The organism is Opitutaceae bacterium TAV5 (assembly GCA_000242935.3).
In the GTDB taxonomy this organism is placed as follows: domain Bacteria; phylum Verrucomicrobiota; class Verrucomicrobiia; order Opitutales; family Opitutaceae; genus Geminisphaera.
In genome coordinates this window covers 4,085,041-4,104,594 of the sequence record CP007053.1, presented here as the reverse complement: position 1 = coordinate 4,104,594, position 19,554 = coordinate 4,085,041, and the positions used below count along the sequence as shown (strand labels likewise).

At 62.1% G+C, this 19,554-nt stretch carries 16 protein-coding genes; 9 read left to right on the top strand and 7 right to left on the bottom strand.

From position 1 onward, the window contains the following. Positions 1–39 precede the first annotated feature (39 nt). Positions 40–942: a 5'-3' exonuclease gene (locus OPIT5_17620; protein AHF91763.1), complete on the bottom strand. Its 903-nt coding sequence runs from the start codon at positions 940–942 to the stop codon at positions 40–42. Positions 943–1,060: 118 nt separating this feature from the next. On the opposite strand from OPIT5_17620, the gene OPIT5_17615 reads away from it, so the two are divergent. The 4 genes from OPIT5_17615 to OPIT5_17600 all read left to right on the top strand — a co-directional run bounded on the left by OPIT5_17615 (position 1,061) and on the right by OPIT5_17600 (position 4,058). Further along, positions 1,061–1,471 carry a redox protein gene (locus OPIT5_17615; GenBank protein AHF91762.1) on the top strand — a complete coding sequence of 137 codons (411 nt, stop codon included), beginning with the start codon at positions 1,061–1,063 and terminating at the stop codon, positions 1,469–1,471. A 190-nt stretch (positions 1,472–1,661) separates the two neighbouring features. Beyond that, on the top strand, positions 1,662–1,922 hold the full coding sequence (locus tag OPIT5_17610) for a 30S ribosomal protein S20 (protein ID AHF91761.1): 261 nt from the start codon (positions 1,662–1,664) through the stop codon (positions 1,920–1,922). 19 nt (positions 1,923–1,941) lie between these two features. Beyond that, positions 1,942–2,043 (top strand): hypothetical protein, encoded by a 102-nt coding sequence (locus tag OPIT5_17605; protein ID AHF94493.1) that lies wholly within the window; start codon positions 1,942–1,944, stop codon positions 2,041–2,043. Positions 2,044–2,387: 344 nt separating this feature from the next. Beyond that, on the top strand, positions 2,388–4,058 hold the full coding sequence (locus OPIT5_17600; protein AHF91760.1) for a 30S ribosomal protein S1: 1,671 nt from the start codon (positions 2,388–2,390) through the stop codon (positions 4,056–4,058). 168 nt (positions 4,059–4,226) lie between these two features. On the opposite strand, the gene OPIT5_17595 is transcribed toward OPIT5_17600, so the two are convergent. From OPIT5_17595 to OPIT5_17575, 5 genes are all read right to left on the bottom strand, one after another. Further along, positions 4,227–4,919 (bottom strand): N-terminal cleavage protein, encoded by a 693-nt coding sequence (locus OPIT5_17595; protein ID AHF91759.1) that lies wholly within the window; start codon positions 4,917–4,919, stop codon positions 4,227–4,229. A 31-nt stretch (positions 4,920–4,950) separates the two neighbouring features. After that, positions 4,951–7,128 carry an alpha-L-arabinofuranosidase gene (locus tag OPIT5_17590; GenBank protein ID AHF91758.1) on the bottom strand — a complete coding sequence of 726 codons (2,178 nt, stop codon included), beginning with the start codon at positions 7,126–7,128 and terminating at the stop codon, positions 4,951–4,953. A 66-nt stretch (positions 7,129–7,194) separates the two neighbouring features. Beyond that, entirely contained in the window at positions 7,195–8,088 is an 894-nt protein-coding gene (locus tag OPIT5_17585; protein ID AHF94492.1) for a hypothetical protein, read from the bottom strand. Positions 8,089–8,253: 165 nt separating this feature from the next. Next, positions 8,254–9,495 carry a transcriptional regulator gene (locus OPIT5_17580; protein ID AHF91757.1) on the bottom strand — a complete coding sequence of 414 codons (1,242 nt, stop codon included), beginning with the start codon at positions 9,493–9,495 and terminating at the stop codon, positions 8,254–8,256. Positions 9,496–9,641: 146 nt separating this feature from the next. Continuing rightward, the gene (locus OPIT5_17575) at positions 9,642–9,758 is read right to left on the bottom strand and encodes a hypothetical protein (GenBank protein ID AHF94491.1); all 117 of its coding nucleotides are present in this window, start codon (positions 9,756–9,758) and stop codon (positions 9,642–9,644) included. Between the two features lie 14 nt (positions 9,759–9,772). Here OPIT5_17575 and OPIT5_17570 point away from each other — a divergent pair, with 14 nt between their 5' ends. Then, positions 9,773–12,001 (top strand): alpha-galactosidase, encoded by a 2,229-nt coding sequence (locus OPIT5_17570; protein AHF91756.1) that lies wholly within the window; start codon positions 9,773–9,775, stop codon positions 11,999–12,001. A gap of 301 nt (positions 12,002–12,302) precedes the next feature. After that, entirely contained in the window at positions 12,303–13,991 is a 1,689-nt protein-coding gene (locus OPIT5_17565) for a heme ABC transporter ATP-binding protein (GenBank protein AHF91755.1), read from the top strand. On the opposite strand, the gene OPIT5_17560 is transcribed toward OPIT5_17565, so the two are convergent. Further along, positions 13,981–15,057: a hypothetical protein gene (locus OPIT5_17560; GenBank protein AHF94490.1), complete on the bottom strand. Its 1,077-nt coding sequence runs from the start codon at positions 15,055–15,057 to the stop codon at positions 13,981–13,983. The two genes, OPIT5_17565 and OPIT5_17560, sit on opposite strands and share 11 nt — an antisense overlap. A gap of 158 nt (positions 15,058–15,215) precedes the next feature. Here OPIT5_17560 and OPIT5_17555 point away from each other — a divergent pair, with 158 nt between their 5' ends. From OPIT5_17555 to OPIT5_17545, 3 genes are all read left to right on the top strand, one after another. Beyond that, entirely contained in the window at positions 15,216–15,902 is a 687-nt protein-coding gene (locus OPIT5_17555) for a hypothetical protein (protein ID AHF94489.1), read from the top strand. A 137-nt stretch (positions 15,903–16,039) separates the two neighbouring features. Further along, the gene (locus OPIT5_17550) at positions 16,040–16,705 is read left to right on the top strand and encodes an N-terminal cleavage protein (GenBank protein AHF91754.1); all 666 of its coding nucleotides are present in this window, start codon (positions 16,040–16,042) and stop codon (positions 16,703–16,705) included. A gap of 85 nt (positions 16,706–16,790) precedes the next feature. Next, on the top strand, positions 16,791–19,550 hold the full coding sequence (locus tag OPIT5_17545; GenBank protein ID AHF91753.1) for a laminin G domain-containing protein: 2,760 nt from the start codon (positions 16,791–16,793) through the stop codon (positions 19,548–19,550). The last annotated feature ends 4 nt before the right edge of the window (positions 19,551–19,554 follow it).

Here is a 19,554-nt window from a genome sequence, read left to right as displayed (position 1 = left end):
GTTCCATCCGTCTCATGGGCCCATCGGCGGCCCCATGATTCAGAACAGCTCCGGCTGCTCGTACCGCGAGCGCGCCTCGGCAAGCGTCGAGCGCATCTCCATCTGCTCCAGCCAGCGCAACAGCGCCGGCAGATCCGCCGGCGTCGAGCCCGCCGCGCACCCCTCCGCCGACGGCAATGCCGCCGCCAGTTCGAGGTTGAGCGTGGTCAGCCGCCGGTTGCGCCGCAGATCGTCGGCGCGGGCGACGAGCACCTCGCGAAAACGCTCCGGCTTCACCTCGCCCGCGCGCGCCAGCAGCGCCTCCAGCGAACCGAATTCCTGCAGCCATTTCGACGCCGTTTTCGGCCCCACGCCCGGCACCCCCGGGATGTTGTCCGACGTGTCGCCGACGATCGCCAGGTAGTCCGCAATCTGCTCCGGCGGCACGCCGAATTTTTCCCGCACGCCGGCCACATCCAGCCGGCGCCAGCCGAGTTTCGGATTGGCGGTCGGCGGCGGCAGGAGCATGGTGATGCGGTCGCTGACGATCTGGGCGAAATCCTTGTCCGAACTCACCACCAGCACCTCGTCGCCCGCGCGCGCCAGCGCCACCGCCCGCGAAGCCAGCAGGTCGTCGCTCTCCACGCCATGCTGCTCGATGGCGGTGATGCCCATCAGCCGCGTCACCTCCTTGACCGGCTCGATCTGCTTCGCCAGCGCCTCGGGCATTTCCTCGCGATGCGCCTTGTATTCGGGCAACAGCACCAGCCGGTCCTGCGAACCGCCGAGATCGAAAAACACGCACACGCCCGACGGCCGTTCCTGGTCCATCAGCTTCCACAACGATTTCACCCAGCCGTGCAGCGCATTGGTCGGGAACCCGTCCGCGCGGGTCAGTTCGGGAATCGCGAAGAAGCAGCGGTATGCGAGGTTGAATCCGTCAACGAGAAGCCATTTTGCCATCGCCCCAGCCGAGCGCAGGGCCCGCTCCGTAGCAAGCCGCGCCTTCATGCGCCCGTCCGGGAAGGCCGTCAGATTTCGCTTTCCACCGTGCCCCGCCGCGTCTGGCATGCCCGGCACCATGGTCAAGATTACCGGCGAATATCAGGGACAACTCCACTGCACCGCGATTCACGAACCCTCCGGCGCGCTCATCAACACCGACGCTCCCCGCGACAACCAGGGCCGCGGCGAGGCGTTTTCCCCCACCGATCTGGTGGCCACCGCCTTCGCCACCTGCATCGCCACCACCATGGCCATCGCGGCCCGCAAACACGGCCACGATCTCGGCGCCTTCCGCTATGAAGGCACCAAGGAAATGACCACCGATGCCCCGCGCCGCATCGCGCGCCTGACCGCGCGTTTCTGGCTTCCCGCCTCCGCGAGAGCAGTCCCCGAAGGCGTCCTCGAACGCGCCGCGCATGGTTGCCCCGTCCACCACAGCCTCGCGCCCTCGGTCGAGAAAATCATCGAATTCATCTGGGCCGAATAAAAATTCGGCCCACGAAACACACGAAAAGGCACGAAAAGTCATGAGACCTCGATTGTCCTGTCCGCTTTTCGTGTCCTTTCGTGTGTTTCGTGGGCCAATCCCTTGAAAAACTCGCCCGCCGGCCGAATCCGCCCTTGACTCGCCTCTCCGGGTTTGGATTGCTCTACGGCTTTCATCCAAAGAACACGCCATGGCCAACACCAAATCCGCCATCAAAGCCGCCCGTAAAACCGAGCGCTTCACCACGCGCAACAAGGCGGTCAAGACCCGTCTCAAGACTCTCCACAAGAAGTTCGCCAAAGCTTCCTCCGGCGAAGACAAGGAAGCCGCCCGGACCGCGGCCATCGCCTGGGCTTCCGCCATGGACAAGGCCACCAAGTCCGGCGTCGTCCACAAGAACGCCGCCGCCCGCGCCAAATCCCGCGTGTCGAAGATCGTTTTCGCCAAATAAACGAGCGCCCGACAACCTCTTGCCAGTTTTTCAAAACCCCGCCGGCTTCCGTCCGGCGGGGTTTTTCTTTTTGTTCCGGAGTGGCGCGGGCGTCTCGCCCGCCGACGGCGAAGCCGCCTGACCGGCGTGGCACGGGCTTCCAGCCCGTGGACGGCGCGAAGCGCCGCCTCCCTGCCTCCACTCCCGGAGCGGGCGAGACGCCCGCGCCACTCCGGGGCCTGTCCACCTTTTGAGATACGCCCTTCCCCCCCTACTCCCGCTCTGCTTTTTGCGCTTGCACGTCCCCCTTGCAAGTGACCTGCTGACCGCTTGCGGCATTCACTACCGCCCGGACGAAGTCCGCCGCAACGCTCCCTCGTCCGGTTCTTCTGTCAGATCAACCTTCAACCACGACCGCCCGTCCACGGGTGGTTATCCCCGGAAGGCCGGTGTCACGGAGCAGACGCGGGCCTCCCGTCACATACCATGAGTTCTGTAATGCAAGAACTGCTCGCCGAATCCTCCTTCGACAATCTGAAGGAAGGCTCCATCGTTCCGGGCGTCATCACCGAAATCCGCCAGAACGAGGTTGTCGTCGACATCGGCGGCAAATCCGAAGGCGTCATCCCCGCCAACGAGTTCATCGATATCGGCGAACTGCAGATCGGCTCCACCATCGAGGTGTACGTCGAGAAGCTCGAATCCAAAAACGGTCTCCCCGTGCTCTCCTTCGACAAGGCCGAGCAGAAGAAAAACTGGGAGAACATCCTCACCAAGTTCCCCGAAGGCTCCGTCGCCGTCGGCCGCGTCAAGGCCAAGGTCAAGGGCGGCCTCATCATCTCCATCGGCGTCGACGCCTTCATGCCTGCGTCGCACATCGACATCCAGCCTCCCAAGAACCTCGACCAGTACGTCGGCCAGACCTACGACTTCAAGGTTCTCAAGATCAACCAGGAGCGCAAGAACATCGTCCTCTCCCGCCGCGAGCTCATCGAGCAGCAGCGCAGCGAGAAGCGCCGCAACCTCCTCGAATCCATCGAGCCCGGCCAGGTCCGCAAGGGTGTCGTCAAGAACATCACCGACTTCGGCGCGTTCATCGACCTCGACGGCATGGACGGCCTCCTCCACATCACCGACATGTCCTGGGGACGCATCGCCCACCCGAGCGAAATGCTCAAGCAGGGCGAGGAAATCCAGGTCATGATCATCGAGGTCAACCGCGAGAAAGAACGCGTTTCCCTCGGCCTCAAGCAGACCACCAAGAATCCGTGGGACGAGATCGAACAGAAATTCCCCGTCGGCGCGAAGATTCACGGCAAGGTCGTCAACCTCGTCCCCTACGGCGCGTTCATCGAGATCGAGCCCGGCGTCGAAGGTCTCGTCCACATCACCGAGATGTCCTGGACCAAGCGCATCAACAAGCCCTCCGAAGTGCTCCGCGTCGGCCAGGAACTCGATGCCGTCGTCCTCGGCATCCAGAAAGATGACCAGAAGATCTCGCTCGGCCTCCGCCAGCTCGAGCCCAACCCGTGGGACATGGTCCGCCACAACTACCCGATCGGCGCCCGCGTCCACGGCAAGGTGCGCAACATGACCACCTACGGCGCCTTCATCGAACTCGAGGAAGGCATCGACGGCATGGTGCACGTTTCCGACATGAGCTGGACCCGCAAGGTCAACCACCCCTCCGAAGTCCTCAAGAAGGGCGACGAGGTGGACGCCATCGTTCTCGACGTGGATGCCAGCCAGCAGCGCATCAGCCTCGGCATGAAGCAGCTCGCCATCGATCCCTGGAGCGACATCGACAGCTTCTTCAAGATCGGCGACGTCGTGAAGGGCACCGTGACCAAGATCACCTCCTTCGGCGCCTTCGTGGACCTGAAGGACGGCATCGACGGTCTCGTGCACATCTCGCAGATCAGCGAGGAGCGCATCGACAAGGTGAAGGACGTGCTCAAGCCCGGCCAGGAAGTGACGGCCCGCGTGATCAAGATCGACCGCGACGAGCGTCGTCTCGGCCTCTCGATCAAGGCCGCCAACTACTCGCCCGAGCAGCTCGCCAGCGAGACGGCCGCCTACGAGGCCCTCAACCGCGACAGCAGCGGCGACATGATGAACCTCGGCGACATCCTCGACGCCGCCGCCGACAAGAAATAATCCTGTCCCGTCCATCCGCAGCGGCGGCCCGTCCCCGGTCCGCCGCCAGCCATTCCCGAACGCCCGGCCCGCCCAAAAGCGGCCGGGCGTTTTTGTGCAGGGAACGCCAATCTCCCGATCCGCCTTCGGGCGAGAGACTCCGTCCTTTGTCTGGTGCGCAGCCGCACCTCATCGCCCTTGCCAAAAAAGCTTTCCGGCATCGGACGTCTTGTCTTGCGGGATTTTTTCAAACGCCAGCTTTGTCACGTGCCCATCCACATAGAGCACGTTGTAATTCCTGTCGTGCCGCGCCTCCACCCGGGCCACCGCAGCCGCATCCCTGAAACGTTCCAAACCCGCGACCTCGTTGGGATGCTCTATCAGCAGACACACCTGGCTCGGAGCATTGATTCCGGCCGGGTTGATCGGATGGGCCTGACGTCCATCGGGACCGGTGCTGGCAATCGCGTGGATTTCAAGGTCCTTGTTCATGCCATAACTCACGTTGGCGGCACCATTGCGCACGTCGGCATCGGAAGGACAGGCAAACACCGAAGTCCGTATCTGCCCTTTCGTTTCGTTGGTGTAGTCCTGTCCCGCGAGCAATCTGAACAGCGCATATTTCCACGTCTCCGTCGTATCGCCTGTCTTGTAAATCGGCGGCAGCAATCCGTTCCTGTTGTCGGATGCGTAAAGCGAGAACGCTCCCCCGAGCTGACGCATGTTGCTCAGACAATGCGCGGCGCGAGCGGTCTTCCTGACCTTGCCAGCTACGGGCAGGATAATGGCGGCCAGCACTCCGATAATGGCAATCACCGTGAGCAACTCCACCAGAGTGAAAGCTCGTCTGGCAGTCGGTCGGTTCTTCGGGGTCGTATTCATGGTTTTGTCACAAAATCCGGCTTGAGCAGGGTTAGCGGGCATCCAGTTCGATGGCGGTCATCGAGTGGGCGGGCAACGTGTGCAGGAGGGTTGCGCCCTGCAACGTCAACTCCGCTCCGGAAACCACCTCGCGCACGCCTGTCACGCTGGCGAGCGAAGGGCCGTTGACCTCCCAATAGCGGGCGGTCCCCGCAGGAACGAATCCCCTGATGTCAAACGTGGTGGCGATGGACTGATCCGGACTTTTGTTAAAAACGACAACGTAGAGTTTCCTTCCGTCGGCCGAGAGGCTCGATGAAGCCGTGACGAGTTCCGTTGCCGGAGCGATTTCACGGGTGACCACCTCCAGCTCCAGAAGCCTGAATTGCAGTTTCCCGTTGAGCCGATGTGGCGCCGCGCCATCGGGGTTGTCAGCGCTGCCGCCGGCGTCCGACACAAGACTCACGCGCAGGTCGATGCCCTCGCTGTCGGTACGCGGCACGAGTTCCCCCTGGAGCGGCGACCACGCGCCCCGGCTCTCGGCCCCGGGAATCGTGCGGCGGGATGTATCCGAAAATTCGTCACGAGTGTCGGCAAGCGTGAGTCCGAGACGCTCGGCGCGTTTCCCTGAACCGGGTGTCCGGTGATACTGGCATTCGTAGGTCAGCCGGTAGCCGACATCTTCCGCAGTGCCGAGCGTCGCCAGGGGTATCGTGGCCATGACAGGATGCGCCTCGCCGGAAAAATCCTTCAGGTCAAAAACGATCACGCTCCCGTCGGGTGAGATGCGCGACGAATAGCCCGGCCCCGAGACGGATTTCAGCAAGCCTGCAAGCGGCACCGTGCGCAGTGTCCGACGCGGACGGTACTCGATACCCCGCGCTTCCGCCACGCCGCGCCATCCGGCGACATCGAAATCGGCCCGTGGTCCGGCGACCGTAACGTCGACCAGAGTTTCACCAAAATGCTGTCCCCAGAGCCGGATCAGTTCGTAGGCGGGCCGGCGTTCCTTCAACACGCTGCCATCGGGTTGTTCACGCACCTGCAGCATGCCCCAGTAGCCGTTATAGAACTGCCAGTAACTGGACATGAGCACCGTATTCTCCGGCTTCAGGAACACGCGGTAAAGATCCGCGCATTGCAATGCGGCCCCGTAGCTGAGACGCCACGGCGTGGGGTCGCTGCCGCCCGCCGGTTGCACGAAACCCGCGTTGAATTCGGTAATCGCCACGGGCAGGTCGCGTCCGCACTCGTCACGGATCATTGCCTTGTATTCCTGGATACGATGTCCGATCTGGTCGCCGACCGCCATGCAGGCACGCATGAGCATGTCGGCCGGTTGAACGGGCAAATCGCGGTTCAGGGCCGGAGCATAAAAATGGAGGATGACGAAATCCGCCGCCGCTCCGGCCACCCGCACCACCTCGCGGTTCCATGCGGAGCGCGGGTTGTCGCCGGGACCTGGCACCGTGACGATGCCAATCCTGACGGACGGGTCGATGGCGCGCATGGCCGCCGCGCAGTCGATGGCGTAGCGCGCATACGTGGCGGGGGTGAACTGGCGGCGCGGCTGCACGGCGTGGTTGCCGTGGTCGCTCTCGTTGCCGAGTTCGAAATAACGGACCCCATACGGCTCGGGATGCCCCCACCCGGCGCGCTTCATCGCCCATGGATATGCGGGAGTGGCCGGGGCATTGAGATACTCGACGAGCTCGGCCGCGTGGCGTGGCATTTCCTCCGCCGGGAGCACATAGTCGCTCACGGTGATGATCGGCTCGGCGTCGAGCTCTCGGCAGATTGCCAGAAAGTCATCAAGCCCGAACTGCCAGTCGCCACGCTGCTCGCGGGGGCCGACCGTTTTGCGCCAGTCAAAATTGTGCACAAGGCAACCTCCGGGATAACGCAGTGCCTTGACTCCCGAGTCGCGGGCATGGCTCATGAAATCCGGAGACGGACGCGCCGCCCTCTCGTCCCATACGCCGTCCCCGGTACGCAGGAGACGGGTACGCGTGGCTCCTCCGTGGATACGCCTGGTGTCGGCAGCCTCCAGGTTTCCGTGGCCGAAAACCAGCGGATTCACTGGTCCCGGGACACGGGCTGCATTGATGGACACCGTGGCCGAGGGAGCATCAACGGTCCCGTTTTCCTCGCCAGCAAAGAGAACCGGCGGACAGGTGAAAGCAGCGAAGGCGCAGCTGGCTGACAACAAGGTTGCCCGGCAGGAGTACATGGAGGTCACGGCGAAAATGGAAAAGTAATGATAGAATAATACGTAATGGATTTTCACATTGTCCGTTCATCCCCGCCGGACGTGACGCCACCGGATGCCGGCCACCAGGATCGTGAGTCCGGAGAGCAAGGCCCAGGTCCGGGGTTCCGGGATGTTGCCGGTGCTGATGCGCAACTCGTCGAGATAGACGTAGCCGGTGGTGGCATCGTTGCTGAAAAACTGGAAGGTGCTTCCGGCGACCCCGGATGTCGTGGAGATTGACCAGGCGCTGGACGCATTCCCTCCGAGACCGAGTTGTTCGATGCCGTTTACGCTGACGCTCGTGTATTGCTTTGTCGATTTGTCGATGCTGATGGAAAAACTCAACCATGAGCCCGCCGTGTAAACGAACGCCGAACCATCCCCGTTTTTAAAGGAGAGCGTGCTGATCGTCGTGGTTTCGAGTGATGTTTTGTAGCGGAGCGTGAGCGCGCCATTCTGGTCGGCGGCAATCCAGGCCCAGTAGTTTTTCGAGCTGTCGTAAGTCGCGCTCTGGTCGCCAAAGAGAATGCCTGCGTTACCCCCGGCAAGGTTGAAGGACGCCTTGAAGGAAAGAGTGAAGGTGTCGTCGGCGGGCATGGCGGAGGCCATGTTGAGATACGCAGTCACTTTTCCGCTGGACGTGTTGTCCCAGAGCCGGAGGTGCTGGCTTCCTGCCGCCGGTGACAGGTTGGCCGTCACCACATCCACATTGGTTCCGCGCGTGGCGCCGTTGAGAGGTTGCACCGTCCACGCCGTGTTGGTGATGGAATCGATTTTTCCGTGAATCGTCTGGTTGAGCACGTATTCGCCGGTTTCGAAACCCGAGTAATAGTCCGCCCGGGCAAGGGGCAAAAATGCCAGCGCAGAGACTGCGGCGGCGATGGAGATGCGACGACTCAGGAGAGACGAGACGTGCGGGGAGGTCGTTTGGGTGGTCATGGGTTTTATAGGTCTATGGTGGTTGGTGATGATGCGGCCATGCGTATCGCACAGGCACAGACGTCGGGAACCGGTCAGAGAGGCTGCCCGGCAAGGAATCGGAGGGGAGAACGGAAGCCGTCCGGACGAACCGGAAACGGCAACGGGGAAGTCTTGAGGAATAACCTAACCGCTGGCGCGGATAACCAGACTGCCCGCGATGAGTTCTTCGGGTATCGTATCCGGTGATGATTGTAATGATACATCCGGGGTGGCATTGGATGCGGCGACTTGTGCCTCCAGCAACCGGAACGCCCGTTGTCCGATTGTCTCATAGGGCACATGGTAGGTTGTCAGCGGAATGCCTCCGGGAGGATCGATCGTAAGGTAATCGTCGATACCCGTCACTCGCAGGTCGTCGGGTATGCGCAGGCCGAGCGCAAGCGCCGCCCGGATCATGCCGAACGCGAGAAAATCGTCGCCGCACACCACCGCATCCACGGATCCGTCTTGTCCGGCGGCGCCGCCCGGTCCCACGCGCTCCAGATAAACGCGTGCCATGCGGGTCGGTTCCTCGAGCGGGTCATCGAAGTCGATCCGCATGCCCTGCTCCAGCGTCACCCCGTCGGCGCGTTCTTCCAGTCCGGCTTCACGCAGTGCCCAGCGATAACCCTGATGGCGATCACGCACGTAGTTGGCCCAGGAACGGTTGCTGAAAAAGCCTGTCCGCCGCGCTCCGCTGTCGATCAGGTGGCGGGTCATCGTGTAACCGGCGTGAAAGTTGTCCACGCGCACCGAGGCGCAGCCGGAGCCGGAAAGATTGGCGGCCGCCCCCACGAGAGGGATAGGCGGGTTCATGATCGCCTGCGCAAACTGCAACTGCGCCTGCATCGTGGGCCGTAGCGGTACGACGACCGCACCCTTGACATCGAACTCGGCAAGGCGCCGTACGAATTCGAGCTCCTTGTGATAATCCGTTCCCGTGGTCAGCGTAACGACGCGGCGCACCTGACGCAGCGCCTCATCCTGAAAACCGCGCACGATCCGATGGATGCCTTCATGCCTCACGCTCGGGTAGATCATCGCGAACGCATCCAGCTGCACCGCCGGAGCTGCGGCGGCGGACGTACCCACCGCGAATACGGGGGCGGTTTCGACATTGCTCACCACACGCATCCCCATCCGTTGCCTGCGCTCGATCAATCCCGACTGCACCAGCAAGGCCGCCGCCTTGTTGATCGTCGCCGGGCTGCACGCGAACTCCTCCGCCAACTCCGCTTCAGTCGGCAACCGGTCATCGACCTTCCATACGCCATCGAGAATCTTCTGACGCAACTCGGCATGGACCGCATCCACCTTGCTGCCCTTGCCGGGCCTCGTGTCCGAGGTGTTCCTGTTGCGTCGGGAGTATGTCGCCGGGGTGTCCATGCCGGTCGACACTGGGGCAAACAATGCATGTGTCAACAATAAATGTTTATTTTCTTAAAAAATCATTCAATTCAAGCCATTCTCTCCTGAAAAGTTTGGTGAATCCTGTCACTCGTCACTCAAAATAAATGTTTTTAACCATCTCCCTATATCTCTTCATTCCCTTCCTCGTTCATTTCCGTCCCTTCATCCATCGCGGCTATTCCCTTCACCACAACAAGCTCGCTCTCCACGCCCCCCCGCTGCCAAGGTGCGGGTTTCATTTTTTTCGCGCATCATGCCCATCCAATACCACAAGGACACCGCCACGTTCTTTCTTCACGCCGGCGCCACCACCTACGCCCTCAAGATCACGGAGCACAACATCCCGGTGCATCTCTACTGGGGTCCCTCGCTCGCCAACAACGCCGCCGGCTCCGGACCGGGCGACGAGGTCGCCCCGCTTCTCCGCACCGGTGACCGTGCCTTCTCTCCCACCTTCGCCGGCGCTCCCCGCGGCATCAGCCTCGACACCCTCCCGCTCGAATACCCGGTCCACGGCACCTCCGACTTCCGCGAACCCGCCCTCGAAATTTACCAGCCCGCCACCGGCTCCCGCATCCTCGACCTCCGCTACAAGGCCCACCGCATCACACCCGGCAAACCCGCGCTCCCCGGCCTCCCCGCCACCTTCACCCAAGCCGATACCGACGCCGAAACGCTCACCCTCGTCCTCGCCGACGCCCTCACCGGCCTCGAAGTGGAGCTCCTCTACACCGCCTTCGCCGCCCACCCCGTTATTACCCGCTCCGCCCGCATCATCAACAACGGCAAGGCCCCGCTCGAAATCCGCCGCGCCCTCTCTGCCTCGCTCGATTTTTCCTCCACCCACGCCGGCCACCGGTTCATCCAGCTTTCCGGCGCCTGGGCCCGGGAACGCGATGTCATCGCCAGCCCGCTGCGCCCCGGACGCCAGACCGTGGACAGTCGCCGCGGCACCAGCAGCCACCAGCAAAACCCCTTCATCGCCCTCGCCGAACACGGCACCGACGAAAACCGCGGCGACGTCTACGCCTTCAACCTCGTCTACAGCGGCAACTGGATCGCCCAGGCCGAACTCGACCCCGTTCACCAGGTCCGCGCCCAGATCGGCATCAACCCCTTCGACTTCGCCTGGCAACTCGCTCCCGGCGACACGTTCCAGACGCCCGAAGCCGTCCTCGTCCACGCCACCGACGCCGGTCTCGGCGGCATGTCCCGCGCCCTGCACCGCTTCTACCGCGCCCACCTCCTCCGCGGGCACTGGCACGACAAACCCCGCCCCGTCCTCCTCAACAACTGGGAAGCCACCTATTTCGATTTCAACGCACAAAAGCTCGAAAAGATCGCCGCCACCGGCGCCGAGCTCGGTGTCGAACTCTTCGTCCTCGACGACGGCTGGTTCGGCCGCCGCGACGACGACCGCAGCTCCCTCGGCGACTGGGTCGTCGATCGCAAAAAACTCCCCGGCGGCCTCGACGACCTCGCCCGCCGCATCAACGCCCGCGGCCTCTCCTTCGGCCTCTGGTTCGAACCCGAAATGATCTCGCGCGACAGCGACCTCTACCGCGCCCACCCCGACTGGTGCCTCCACGTCCCCGACCGCGCCCGTACCGAAGGCCGCCAGCAACTCGTCCTCGACTACTCCCGCGCCGAGGTCCGCAACGCCATCTACGACGCCATCGCGAAAATTCTCCGGTCTGCCCCGATCACCTACATCAAGTGGGATATGAACCGCCACCTCACCGAGATCGGTTCCGCCGCGCTCCCCGCCGCGCAGCAACAGGAAGTGGCCCACCGCTACGTTCTCGGCCTCTACGAAGTCATGGAACGCTTCGTCACCGAATTCCCGGAAATCCTCTTCGAAGGCTGCTCCGGCGGCGGCGGCCGCTTCGACCCCGGCATCCTCCACTACATGCCGCAAATCTGGACCTCGGATAATTCCGACGCCATCAGCCGCCTCCGTATCCAGTACGGCACTTCACTCGCCTATCCACTCGACACGATCTCCGCGCACGTCTCCGCCGTCCCCAACCACCAGGTCGGCCGCGTCACGCCCCTGCGCACCCGCGGTGACGTCGCCTTCACCGGCACCTTCGGTTACGAACTCGACCTCGGCCTCCTTTCCGACGACGAAAAAGCCGAAGTCCGCCGCCAGATCGAATCGTACAAAAAACTGCGCCCGCTCTTCCTCACCGGCGACCTCTACCGTCTCGTGAGTCCTTTCGAAGGCACGCGCACCGAATCCGCCTGGCTCGTCGCCGCGTCCGATGCCAGCGAAGCCCTCGTCACCCACGTCACCGTGCTTGCCGAAGCCACCGCGCCGCACCGCTTCCTCCGCCTCCGCGGCCTCGACCCGCAAAAAACCTACCGCGACACCGCCACCGGCGAAACCTGGTCGGGAACCGTCCTCCACCACGCCGGCCTCCCCCTCCCCGCCGCCACGGCCGACTACACCAGCCACCAGTGGCATCTCGTCGCCGAGTAAAAAAGAACCGCTCATCTCCGCTAATTTTCGCTCATCCAGACCACCAGACCAACGACGGACCACCCCGGATAAAAACAGGGGTACCGCAGCCAATCCCGTTGTCTCTATGACAGCATCTCAACATCTTGTTTTGAGCAGAATCCTGAACTGCTGAAGAACGCTGAAATCCGCTAAAACCAAACCCTTTTGTTCCGTCCATACCCGGTTCGGTTTTAGCGTTCTTCAGCGTTCTTTAGCGGTTCCCCTCCCTTGCCTTCATCAGTGATCATCCGTGTCCATTAGTGGTTAAAAAAAAGCCGCCATGTCCGACGAACCGAAAATCATCTTTTCCATGATCCGCGTCTCGAAGAAAATCGAGCGCAAGGAAATCCTCTGCGACATCTCGCTCTCCTTCTACTACGGCGCGAAAATCGGCGTCCTCGGTTTCAACGGCTCCGGCAAGTCCTCGCTCATGCGCCTGCTCGCCGGACGCGACACCGAATTCGACGGCCACCTGCACTTCGAACCCGGCTACACCGTCGGCCTGCTCGAACAGGAACCGCAACTCACTCCCGGCAAAACCGTCCGTGAATGCGTCGAGGAAGGCGTGGCGCACCTCAAAGCCCTCACCGACGCCTACGACGCTTCCTGGGACGAACTCGCCGAAGCCCCCGACGACGCCGCCCGCGACGCCATCGCCGACAAACAACAAAAACTCCAGGAACAGATCGACCACCTCAACGCCTGGGACACCGCCGCCCTCGTCGACATGGCCATGGACGCCCTCCGCTGCCCGCCCGGCGACCAGGTCGTTGACAACAAAATTCTCTCCGGCGGCGAGCGCCGCCGCGTCGCCCTCGCCCGCCTCCTCCTCCGGAAACCCGACATCCTCCTCCTCGACGAACCGACCAATCACCTCGACGCCGAAAGCGTCCAGTGGCTCGAGCAACACCTCTCGCGTTACGAAGGCACCATCATCGCCGTCACCCACGACCGCTACTTCCTCGACAACGTCGCGCAGTGGATCCTCGAACTCGACCACGGCCATGGCATCCCCTGGAAAGGCAACTACAGCGGCTGGCTCGAACAAAAACAGCGCCGCCTCGCCGTCGAGCAACGCACCGACAACCGCCGTCAGAAAGCCATGGCCCGCGAGCTCGAATGGATCCGCCAGTCCGCCCGCGCCCGCCAGGCCAAGTCGCAGGCCCGCATCAACGCCTACGAGTCGATGCTGAAGGAGAACACCACCGAAAAAGAAAAGGAGTTCGAAATTCTCATCCCCGCCGGCCCCCGTCTCGGCAACCTCGTCGTCGAAGCCGACAAGGTCGGCAAGGCCTACGGCGACAAACTTCTCTTCGAAAACCTCACCTTCGCGCTTCCTCCCGGCGGCATCGTCGGCGTCATCGGCCCCAACGGCGCCGGCAAGACCACGCTTTTCCGTCTCATCACCGGTGCCGAAAAACCCGATACCGGCGAACTCCGCGTCGGCCCCACGGTCAAGATTGCGCACGTCGACCAATCCCGCGACAGCCTCCCCGATGGGCAAACCATCTACGAAGCCATCAGCGACGGCGAAGAAACCTTAAAACTCGGCGGCAGCCGCGAAATCAACGCCCGCGCCTACTGCGCCCAGTTCGGTTTCACCGGAGCCGACCAGCAAAAAAAAGTCGGTATCCTCTCCGGCGGCGAACGCAACCGCGTGCACCTCGCCCGTCTGCTCAAGAGCGGCGCCAACCTGATCCTCCTCGACGAGCCGACCAACGACCTCGACGTCAACTCCATCCGCGCCCTCGAGGACGGCCTCGAAACCTTCGCCGGCTGCGCCGTGGTCGTCTCGCACGACCGCTGGTTCCTCGACCGCGTGGCCACGCACATCCTCGCCTTCGAAGGCGACAGCACCGTCCACTGGTTCGCCGGCAACTACACGTCCTACCTCGAAGACTACCGCCGCCGCAAAGGCAAGGACGCCGACCAACCCCACCGCATCAAGTATCGCAAGCTCACGCGGTAATCTTTCCGCTTTCGACGCCGCGGCATCCCGCGCCGCTATTTTCACCTGCACCCTTTCCCCAGCCGTGCCACCTGCCATTGGTAAGCAATGTCTTGGGTATTGACGGGATTCCCCGTTCATTCCGGTTCAGTTGCTCCATGACCAGGTCCACCGCGTTGGCTGCGACCTGCGCATACTCCTGTTCGACGCCAGCGCCCCCGGTCTCCGCCGATCTCAACAGCGATGCCCAGCGCACACGCGGCATCCGCGACTCCATTGACGCCGGCCACGGTGCGATATCACTGCAAAGCAGCACATCCGGCTCCTCCCTCAACAACCACTCCTTCACCCCCTCCAGGCTTCGCGGATCCGCCATCAGCAAAAACAACCGCTCCGCCAACCGTCTGCCTTTCTGCGTGCCACGGCATGGATGATTCTGGAGAAATGCCGCTTCATACGCTCCAAGGTTCAGGTCATGGACGTGCTTCCGCACGAGCGCCGCCGGACGCCGAAACCCCGCCGCCGCCAAGGCCCTCATCGCCAGCGTCATCCCCATAAAATGATTGTGCGCGGAAAGATGAAACCGCACCGGCCACTCTGCCAGGCCGATCTTGGCTACGGCCACACGCGAGAAATCCGCCGTTTCGATTCCCGTCGGCGGATGCGATGCCGGAGCAAACACCAGCCCGTAAATGCCGCGTGCGAACAGCACATCCAGCAAACGCGTCAACGGCATGTGCTCCTGGTGTGGCCAGAATTCCTCCACCGAAAAACCAAGCTGTTCCGCGCGCTCCGCCACTCCCCCGTATACCCAGTGAAAATACAGGCTCTCCCGTGTCGATTCCCGCGACTGCTCCGGCCAAACCAGCGCCAGTACCTCGCGTTTCTCATCCATCCGCGCCGCGCGCACATGAGCCATCAAGGACATCAGGCGGGGATCCGTTGCATAACCCAGCTTTGCCGCCACCGCTGCGACCCGTTTTTGCATTTCGGGCGACACATTCGCGTGCTGCCTCAGCGCATAGGAAACGGTGGACAACGACACCCCGGCCTTACGGGCAATCTGGCGAAGCGTGGGACGTGGCATGGTTTAAGGACCTTGCGGAATGCCGCCAAGGCAGCGTCGGGGGGCATTTGCGGCAAGCCTGCTGGCGAAAATCTGAACGCGTTCGACTCAGTGGCCATTGTTAACTGCTGGCAAGCCTGCAATCCATTTTTTCTCACCCGCAAAACCCACATATTCATATGAAAACGCATATCAAAAAACTCCTCACGTTGGCCGCGCTCACTGCAATGATCACCCTGACCACCGCCACCGCCCGGGCGGCCACCGTCATCGGCAACCTGGATTCCTGGACAACCGCCTCCGGCACGGCTGCCACCATCAACAACGTGGGCAGCAAGGCAGTCGGATTCACCATGGGGGCCGACAGCTATCTCGTCACCGACATCCAGCTTCGCCTTACCGTGGATGCATCGAGTGCCCCGACCGCCATTTCCGTGGAACTCTGGTCAGTCAACACCGGCGGAAAACTCGATACCGCCCTCGCCACATTCATCACTTCGGACGCCATCTCTGCCGGCGCTACCAGCAACTTCACCTTCACCTCCACCAACGCCGTCACGCTGAGCGCCAACACCACCTACTATATCGTGCCCCGCGTTGCAGACGGATCACTCAGATGGACAGTCGGCAACCCTTCCGTCCTTCCCACCGGCGCGGGAGCCACGGCCATTCCAAACACCCTTTGGGGTTCCCTGGCCGGTGGCACCAGCCCTTCCTCCTGGACGAGCACCAGCGCGAACCAGAACTGGTACAAGATCACCGGTGCTCAGGTGGTTCCGGAACCCGCCACCACGGCCGTCCTGGCAGGAGCGGGTATCCTTCTTTTCGCCATTGCCTGTCGCCAATTCAGGCATCGTAACCGATAATTCGATACTTTTTAGTGTGGGACGGCACGGCGCCTGCGAGCGATTCATCTTTCCCGCTGCCGTCCCCCGAGCCCCCCTCGCCCTCTTTCACATCAGCCATGAACCCCGCGCCACACCCTCCCTCGCCCGTCAGCCCATTGGTTCGTTTCACCTGTCCGCGCCCGCGTGCCTTCACGCTGATCGAACTTCTTACCGTGATCGCGATCATCGGCATCCTGGCCGCGATCATCATTCCGGTGGTCGGCAAAGTCCGCGAAACCGCTCGCAAAACCAGATGCCTCTCGGCCACACGCCAGATCGGCATCGCCTTTCTCGCCTACGCAGGAGACCACAAAGACGCCCTGCCCGTCCAGACAGCCTCCTCTGTCAACACCGATCCCCAAAGCTGGGTTTACCAAATCAGTCCCTACACCAATGGATACGCCGTCTTTGCCTGCTCCGAATACCGTGCCAAAAAAGGGGACCCGATTCCCACCGCCCACCGCCTCTATAACGGATTTGTTTCCCGGAAACAAATCCCCGCCAACCCAGCCCCCACACGGATCACTCAATCTTCGGCCCCCGGTCGTGACGTTCTCATGACCGAACAAAACGTCAGCGCCAGTCTGGACTCGTCGAGCATCATTGACTGGCCCAACGACCCGAAAGTCTGGTGGCACTACCCGCATTCCGGCAAAGGAACTCCGGTGGATGCCACCCGCCCCGACAACGTCACCCGTTGCGTTCTCTACGTGGACGGTCACGTCAACCAGCGTCCCGCCAATATCACCAACGAAAACTGGACCTGGCCCGCCAACAACTGACGCCCGCCCGTCTCCCTCCCTCCTCCCTGATTTCCCAAAAGTCCCGCAACCGCCAAAACGGTTTCGATTTTGTATCTTGTTTCAAATGACAGAACGGAAAAACAACATTCGCCGAATCCTGCCAATCCTGGCAGCCTCTTTTATCCCCCTCTGTGCTCCCGTCACCTCATCCGCCGAAGACGTTGCCGACAAAACACGGGTGTGGGCCCATTACACCCCCTGGCATACACCGCTCAACTCATCCATCACGGTTCCCAACTACTACAACTACCCGCTCTTTCGCTCCACCGGCGACAACCGGGCCGACTGGGCCGAAGAATTTCGCCAGGCCAAGGCTCAGGGAATCGACGGTTTTCTGGTGGATGTTGTCTTCAGCAAAACCAGGGACTTCACCAGCTACAGCGACACCCTGCACGAAATGCTCAAGGCCGCCGAAGGCAGCGATTTTCTCGTCGCACTTTGCCTCGACGTGAAAACCACCGTCGCGCGCCAGGTCAACGAACTCGACCGCATGCTCCGCCTCTTCGGCGACCACCCCAACTACCCGCGCCACCACAACAAACCCGTCGTCGCCACCTACACCTGGTCGCAATGGACACCGGACGAATGGCAGACCATCCGCACCCGACTCCACGACAAAGGACACGACATCTACCTCGTCGCCCACGTTGCCAGAAGCTACCAAAAGCAGACCCGTGAGTGGCTGGCCACCCAGCTTGCCAACGCAGACGCCGCCTATGCCTTCGGTTTTCGCGGCCTGGACGGCATGCCCCGCGACTATACCGCCGGTCTGATCGCCACTGTCGCGGACGAAGTGGGGAAACCCTGGATGCCGGCCATGGTCCACGGCTACTACGGCGCCTGGCTCAACGGACGAAACGATTTCTACCAACCCCACCAGGGCTTCGACCAGTTGCACAAGACCTTTGAACTCGTCCGCCAAGGCCGCGACCACTGGCTGCACTTCACCACATGGAACGACCACGATGAAACCAGCCTCCTTCCCATGCTGTTCACCACGGCCAATCCGCTTCTTACCAAAGCCTATGCCGACAACTTCAAAGGCATCGCCCCTACCTCGCCGCTGCCCGAAGTCTGTCTCGCCTGGCACCGTGAAGTGATCCCCGGCACCCTGTTGCGCATCGAAGCCATCAACCTCCCCAGCCTCGCCCGCGGCCCCGTTTCCGTAAAAGGCCGCCTGCTGGACCGCGACGGGGAAACCGCCGCCGTTCTCAACACTCAAGACCTTAACCCCTCCGAATTTGACCGGACCGAATGGCTGGTCCCCACAAGCCGTCTCGCCCGTTCGCCCTTCCTTGTCCCGGAAATCACCATCAGTAGCCCGGGATTTGAACACACCACCGGGCTTCCACCCATCCTGCTCGTCAACGGCTGGCAGCAAAACGCGGTGACCGTAAAAGTTCCCGTCCGCCAATACCTGAATCTGCAAAACACCCTGACCATCCGCGCCACATCCCCCGAAACAATCGAAGCCAGCGTCACCTTCGAGGCCGGGGTCGCCGGAGGAATCGCCAGCGCCACACTTTTTCGCAACGACCGCCCTGTCGCCCCCATCAGCCCGTCAACCCATGGCAAAACCCTGATGAGCCTCTACCTCAAAGGCGCGCAGGACTACACCATCACCACCGATACCGGCGAGTTTCTGAACGCCGTCAGGAAATTTTCCGAAAAAACTTCTCCTGACTTTTCCATCGCGCCCGGCTCGCTGGCCTCCCGCCGCGCACAAGCCTGGGCTCCCTCCGGAGTTCTCTGTGCTGTAAGACCCGATACACAATTCACCTTCACCTCGCCCGGGAAGGAGCCCCTGCGCATGACAGCCCGCGAGCTCGCCACGAAAGAACTCCTGCACTACGGAAATCTGCAGGTAGAGTTTTTCCCGGCAGACCCGACCATCCAGAATCATGCTCCGCTGAATATCCGGAAGGGGAACTACACGGTGTCGCTGCTCAGCCCCGCACAACGGGTTTCCGACATGTTTTACGTACGCTACGAAACCACGGACGGACGGGTTGCCCTCTCGGACATCATCTATCCCTTTGCCCCCAAAAACAGGCTGTTGCCGGCAACCGTCGTGGAAACCTCGATCAACCTTGAAACCAGCTCAGGCGCGAGCGGCATGAAAGGAGAATCCGAATACCTCTCCAAAGACATCCCCTTTCGCACCCCATCGATTGTTCCCACACAAATACCGCCGGAGTCCATTCGTTCCGGACACTGGAATTTCGATGGCCACGGACGCGACGCTCTGGGCGACATGCCTGTAACCATCCCGACGTCCCGGTTTTCGGAACAAGCCGGGAGACCGGGAAAATTCCTCGATCTGGACGGTAGCCAGCCGGTCAGGATGCGCCTCCGCACGTGGCCCATCGGCAATGCCACCGTCGACTTCATGCTGAATCCCGACCCCGGCCCCGTCGCCGTCCAGTCGATCATCGGCAGACGAGGCTGGAGCGACGCCGTCAACATCAACCTTTTCCCTGACGGTCGTGTAGAGGTCATCCGTGACGGCAACGAAACTGTTCCCGTTGAAAAACTCGTCAGCAAAACCTCACTCCCGTTCGGCCAATGGAGCCGTCTGCGTGTGACCAACGACAGCACATGTCTCCGCATTTACATCAACGACCGACTCGACGCCGAGGCCCCGATCCGTCCGGCCCGCAGTTACGGCAACTCGACCTGGTTTGTCGGCGGCGGTTACAAGGACTACGCCAACTATCGCGGCAAGATCGACGACCTGACTGTCAGCGGCGCGGCCTTCGCGCCGGGCAATCCGGCATTCCCGTCCGACATCCCGGAGCATGCTTCTCTTCCTCGTCGTCCATAATGCT